Origin of the sequence: Streptomyces sp. FH025 (assembly GCF_017427025.1) — a bacterium.
Lineage (GTDB): Bacteria > Actinomycetota > Actinomycetes > Streptomycetales > Streptomycetaceae > Kitasatospora.
Genome location: NZ_JAFLNG010000516.1, coordinates 1 through 5,647, shown reverse-complemented (window position 1 = coordinate 5,647; position 5,647 = coordinate 1). Strand labels below are relative to the sequence as shown.

Below are 5,647 nucleotides of genomic sequence, written 5' to 3'. Positions count from 1 at the left end.
CCCCGGCCTCCAGCGCCTCCCCGCGCACTTTCCCCCCTTGTTGTGCGGGCCCCCGTCGTCCACGCCGGACGGTACCGCTCGGAGGGCCGGTTCCGGTTGTGGCGGGAGGGGAGGGCTGGTGGAGAAGGAGGCTACCGACGCGCGCCGAGGCCGTCCCGATTGTCCTGGTTGTTCTGGTCCGCCGGGCCGGCGGCGGCCGGCAGGTGCGCCTGGTGGTCCGGCGGGTAGAACTGCCGCGCCCAGTGCCGCATCGCACCGATCGGGCCGTCGCCGGAGGTGAGGCGGGGCGGGGAGACGTACTTCTTGGTGGACCAGATCGGGAAGTCGGCCGAGGTGAACTCCAGGTTGCGCTTGAACATCAGGCCCGCCATCAGCCTGGTCACCGACCGGCTGACCACCCGGGCGAGCGCGGGCGGCAGCCCGGCGGGCTCCGCCAGGACGAAGCGGCTCGCCTGCCGCAGCTGCATCCGGCTGGGGGCGACCTGGGCGGGCATCACCAGCGAACAGATCTCCAGACCGAGCGAGGGCGTACGGACGTCGGTGTGCAGGACGGCGAGGCCGTGCCCGTCGACCTCCACCTCGACCTCGCGCATTCCGAGCAGCGGGAACGTCTCCCGGACCAGCATCGAGATGTGGAAGTTCACCCCGTCGAACTCCACCGGAGCCGCCAACTCGCCCTGCGGCCAGCCGTGCAGGGTGACGAAGTGGCCCAGGTCGAAGGAGTTCTCCATGACGTCCTGAGCGTAGCCGGGCATCTCCAGGGCGACGTGGCGCAGCGGTTGGCCGCCGAGCCGGTGCCAGGAGGGGATCTCCCAGTCCGGCTCCCGGCCGTCGTGGTGGCGCCAGAGGAAGACGACGTCGTTCACCTCGCGCACGGGCAGCGGGGACAGCGAGGCCTTGGGCGGCGGGGTGCCGTACCCGGTCCGGACGCACGTGCCGTCGGCGTCGAAGGCGAACCGGTGGAACTGGCAGACCAGTTCGTTGCCCTCGACCGAGGCCAGGCCGAGGTGGGCGCCCAGGTGCGGGCAGTACGGGCGGACGGCGCGGACACGGCCGTTGCGCATCCGGTACAACACGACGTCCTCGCCGGCGAGTTGGCGGGTCACCACGGTGCCGGGCCGCAGCTCGGCGGAGAAGGCGAGGGCGGTCCAGCCGTCGGGATAGGGCAGGGCGGGTGGCAGGGCGACATCGGTGGCGGTCGGACGGTCGCTGACGGGGTGGACGTGCTTGTGGCACACGCGCATGGCTCTCCTGTCGGTCTGTCCGGCGCCGCCCCTCAGGCGATTAGCGCCCGAACAGAATGGATTTCAGATGCTATCCACGGATCGTGACCGGTCGCACGGCCAACCTCCCGAAAACAGTAGAAGTCTGATGATCCGTCAGGCTTGTGTGCGTTGAGATCGAGAGGTCAAAGCTCGGCAAAGTCCGGTCCGCCCCCTGGATGTGCCATTGCACATGTCACATCATGATCCTCATGCGAAAAGCCATCGCCCTCCTCGCGGCCGCCGCGGCCGTCGCCACCCTCGGCGGCACCACCGCCTCCGCCGCCGGGCCGGACGCCACGGACCTCGCCGACACCGGCCAGGGAACGCTCGTCTGGAACTCCTGCAACGACCCCGCCACGCCCGCGCTCCAGTGCGCGATGCTCGACGTGCCGGTGGACTACGCCGACCCGCACGGACGCAAGATCAGGATCAAGCTCAACCGCCTCCCGGCCACCGCCCCCGAGAGCAAGCGGCAGGGACCGATCCTGCTCAACCCCGGCGGCCCCGGCGACTCCGGCCTGTGGATGCCCGCCTACATCTCCGGCAAGCTCCCCGCCGACGTCGCCTCGACCTACGACTGGATCGGCTTCGACCCGCGCGGCACCAACGGCAGCGACCCCCATGTGGTCTGCGACGCCCACTACTTCGACGCCGAACGCCCCGACTACCAGGTGAGCCAGGGGACTTCGAAGGCCTGGCTGAAGAAGGCGGCCGGCTACGCCGCCGACTGCGCGGCCGACTGGTCCTGGCTGCTGCCGCACATGACCACCGTCGACAACGCCCGCGATCTGGACAGCATCCGCCGGGCGCTCGGCGCACCGAAGATCAACTTCTACGGCGGCTCCTGGGGCACCTCCCTGGGCTCCACCTACGGCCAGCTGTTCCCCTCGCACGTGCGCCGCATGGTGCTGGACAGCATCGTCGGCCCCACCATCAGCTGGTACGACCACAACATCCTTCAGGACCGGGAGCACCAGCGCCGCTTCGACGCCTTCGCGGCCTGGACCGCCAAGGCCGACTCCGTCTACCACCTCGGCACCGACGCCGCCGCCGTCGAACGGGCCTACCGCCAGGTCGAGGACGCCCTGCGCAAGGACCCGGTGGACGCCGCCCCGGCGCCCGGCCGGATCGGCCCGGCCGAGTTCGAGGACACCTTCTACGGCGGCGGCTACAACTTCCTGCGCTGGCCAAGGATGGCCACCGTGCTCTCCGCCTACCTCACCCAGCACGACACCCGGCCGCTCGCCATCGCCTACAACCGCTACGCCGCCCCCGGCCCCGACGACGGCGCCTTCCCCGCCTACAACGCCGCGCAGTGCACCGAGAACGCCTGGCCGCGCGACTGGGAGTTCTGGAAGAAGGACCAGGCGAAGGTCGACGCGGCCGCACCCTTCTACACCTATAACAACATGTGGTACAACGCCGCCTGCATGTTCTGGCCCTACCAGGGCAACCCGGCGGGCCGGCTGAAGATCACCGGCAAGGGCCTGCCGCCCGTCCTGCTCTTCCAGGCCACCGAGGACGCCGCCACCCCGTACGAGGGCGGGCTCGCCATGCACGACGCGCTGCCCGGCTCCCGGCTGGTCGTCCAGAACGGCGGCAGCTTCCACGAGGTCCTCTTCCACGACAACGCCTGCCTGGACGACACCTTCACCGCCTACCTGCGCGACGGCAGCCTGCCCCAGGGCAAGGGCCGGATCGCCAAGACCTGCGCGCCCGAGGCCGACCCGGCGCCGGTGTACGTGACCCCGCCTCCGGCCACCGCGAAGGCGCTGACGCCCGCCACGTCGGGCCCGCTCGCGCCCACCGACCCGGAGGCCGTCCGCGGCGTCCTCCGTTAGGGGTCATCCGAGGGGGTGACGGCACTCAGCGGCGTGGCCAGGGACTCCAGGCTGCGCCGCTCCGCCGGTACCCCGATGACGGCCTCGACCAGGCCCGAGGCCGTCATCAGCGCGGCTCCGACGCAGAAGGCGAGCGTGGTGTCGGAGACCTTGCCGCTGCTCACCAGGCCGTTGAAGAGCAGCGGGCCGCTGATGCCGCCGACCGCCGTGCCGATGGCGTAGAAGAAGGCGATGGACAGCGCCCTGGTCTCCAGCGGGAAGATCTCGCTCACCGTCAGGTAGGCCGCACTGGCCCCGGCCGAGGCCAGGAACAGCACGGCCGTCCAGCAGGCCGTCATGGTCGCAGCGGAGAGCGAGCCGTGCTGGAAGAGCGCGGCGGTGGCGAACAGCAGCAGACCGGAGCCGATGTACGTCCCGGCGATCATCGGCTTGCGGCCGACCACGTCGAAGAGGTGGCCGAGCAGCAGCGGGCCGAGGAAGTTGCCGACCGCGATCACCGCGAAGTAGTAGCCGGTGCGGCCGTTCGGCACGCCGAAGTACGTGGTCAGGATGGTGGCGTAGCCGAAGGTCACCGCGTTGTACAGGAAGGCCTGGCCAATGAAGAGCGCGAGGCCGAGCACGGTGCGGCGCGGGTAGCGGGCGACCACGGTGCGGGCGATGGTGGCGAAGCCGAGCGGGCCGCGTTCGCGGATCAGGATCGGCTCCCCGGTGACCGGCGGCAGTGGCCGCCCGGTCCTCCGTTCGACGGACCGCTCGGCCCGGGCCACCACCTCCTCCGCCTCCCGCGCCCGCCCGTGGGTGATCAGCCAGCGCGGGCTCTCCGGGACGTGCCGGCGCACCAGCAGGATCACCAGGCCCAGCACGACGCCGATGCCGAAGGCGAGCCGCCAGCCCACGTCCGTGGCGAACAGCGAGGTGTTCAGCAGCGCGATCGAGGCGAAGGCGCCGATCGCGGCGCCGATCCAGAAACTGCCGTTGATGATCAGGTCGATCCGCCCGCGCACCCGGGCCGGGATCAGCTCGTCGATCGCCGAGTTGATCGCCGCGTACTCGCCCCCGATGCCGAAGCCGGTGACGAAGCGGCAGAGGAAGAAGAACCAGGCGGTCCAGGACACGGCGGTGACGGCGGTCGCGGCCAGGTAGAGGGCCAGGGTGACCATGAAGAGCCTCTTGCGGCCCAGCCGGTCGGTCAGCCAGCCGAAGAACAGCGCGCCGGTGCACGCGCCCGCGACGTACAGGGCGGCCGCGACGGTGGTCACCTGGCTGGTCGTGATGGTGATGCCGCTGCCGTTCTGGGCGAGCCGGCCCGCCATGTTGCCGACGACCGTCACCTCCAGGCCGTCCAGGATCCAGACGGTGCCCAGCCCGATCACGATCCGCCAGTGCCAGCGGGACCAGGGCAGCCGGTCCAGCCGGGCGGGCACCTCGGTGGCGACCACGCCGGGGCCGAGGTGCGGCCGCCGGGCGGATGACTTCGCCGGATCGGCCATGACGGGCCTCCTTCGCCTGCCGGGCGCGTTACGGCTGCGCTCGTCACGTTCGGTGAACGGTGGTGACTCCTCCGCCATGATGCCCCGGGGGCGGCCGGGACGCCGCTCGGCCTCAGCCTTGGCTGAGGCCGAGCGCGACGAGGGAGCCGATCACGGGGAAGACGGCGAGGAAGGCGGCGAGGACCGTCCGGACCGGCGCGGCCCGCCTCCAGCCGGCGAGCAGGAGCAGTGCGCCGGCGGGGAAGAAGGCGACGAACACCGGCAGGGCGATCCCGTAGAAGGCGACGGAGAGCAGGGCCTCGATGGCGACCTGGATGGCCCCGATCGTCAGGCAGGCGTAGCGGAACACGGCGTCGTCGAAGATGGACAGCGGCAGCGAGGTCAGGGTGACGAGTATCAGCCAGAAGACGACGATCTGACTGTTCGAGGTCGAGTTCCCGAACACCACGGGCAGCCAGGGCATCAGCCAGCAGACCACGGCCAGAACGACGATCGGCCAGGGCCGGTCGGCTCGGTGCGAGAACGTGTGCCTGATCATTCGGCGCCCCCCGGGTGACTTTGAACGAGTTCAAATTGAACTGGTTCAAAACTACGCGTCGCGGCCGGTCGGGAGCAAGTCCGTGACCCGCACACGTCGGAGGCCGCCACCGATGCTCGGTGGCGGCCTCCTGCGGGAGCTCGACGGTGCGCCGGGCCCGTCAGTCGCACCGGCCGCTGCCGCTGAAGCACGGCACGTACTCGGCGGGCGGCGACGGCGGCGGCGTCGGGTGGGCGCGATCCCAGTCGTGCCGCAGCAGCACCGCGAAGCCCAACAGGGCCAGCAGCGCCAGCACTTGCAGCGCCGCCGTCCAGCGGGCCCGCAGGACGGCGGCGATCCCGGCCAGGCCGAGCGACACCAGTGCCATGTGCCAGGTGAAGGTCAATTCCGCGCGCGCCGTCCGGTCGGCGGCGCCCTCGGCGCCCTGCGCGGCCCACAGGTCCATGCCGAACCCGAACATCCGCAGCACGTAGACCGCCGCCACGGCGACGACCAGCAGCACGCCGACGGCGA

At 71.2% G+C, this 5,647-nt stretch carries 5 protein-coding genes; 1 reads left to right on the top strand and 4 read right to left on the bottom strand.

Annotation, left to right across the window (positions count from 1 at the left end; translation table 11 throughout):
• Positions 1-131 precede the first annotated feature (131 nt).
• On the bottom strand, positions 132-1,244 hold the full coding sequence (locus J0670_RS28205) for a Rieske 2Fe-2S domain-containing protein (protein WP_207814518.1): 1,113 nt from the start codon (positions 1,242-1,244) through the stop codon (positions 132-134).
• Positions 1,245-1,474: 230 nt separating this feature from the next.
• Between J0670_RS28205 and J0670_RS28200 the strand changes: the two genes are divergently transcribed.
• Positions 1,475-3,106 carry an alpha/beta hydrolase gene (locus J0670_RS28200; protein WP_207814517.1) on the top strand — a complete coding sequence of 544 codons (1,632 nt, stop codon included), beginning with the start codon at positions 1,475-1,477 and terminating at the stop codon, positions 3,104-3,106.
• Here J0670_RS28200 and J0670_RS28195 read toward each other — a convergent pair.
• From J0670_RS28195 to J0670_RS28185, 3 genes are all read right to left on the bottom strand, one after another.
• Positions 3,103-4,596 (bottom strand): MFS transporter, encoded by a 1,494-nt coding sequence (locus tag J0670_RS28195; RefSeq protein ID WP_207814516.1) that lies wholly within the window; start codon positions 4,594-4,596, stop codon positions 3,103-3,105. The genes J0670_RS28200 and J0670_RS28195 overlap by 4 nt on opposite strands.
• A gap of 112 nt (positions 4,597-4,708) precedes the next feature.
• Positions 4,709-5,134 (bottom strand): hypothetical protein, encoded by a 426-nt coding sequence (locus J0670_RS28190; RefSeq protein ID WP_207814515.1) that lies wholly within the window; start codon positions 5,132-5,134, stop codon positions 4,709-4,711.
• A gap of 160 nt (positions 5,135-5,294) precedes the next feature.
• Positions 5,295-5,647, bottom strand: a 353-nt coding sequence (locus tag J0670_RS28185; RefSeq protein ID WP_207814514.1) for a DUF6234 family protein, incomplete at its 5' end; no start/stop codon positions are given.

Bases quoted from the DNA above. Each gene is read 5' to 3' on its own strand.
- J0670_RS28205 (WP_207814518.1), bottom strand. From the start codon at position 1,244: ATGCGCGTGTGCCACAAGCACGTCCACCCCGTCAGCGACCGTCCGACC.
- J0670_RS28200 (WP_207814517.1), top strand. From the start codon at position 1,475: ATGCGAAAAGCCATCGCCCTCCTCGCGGCCGCCGCGGCCGTCGCCACC.
- J0670_RS28195 (WP_207814516.1), bottom strand. From the start codon at position 4,596: ATGGCCGATCCGGCGAAGTCATCCGCCCGGCGGCCGCACCTCGGCCCC.
- J0670_RS28190 (WP_207814515.1), bottom strand. From the start codon at position 5,134: ATGATCAGGCACACGTTCTCGCACCGAGCCGACCGGCCCTGGCCGATC.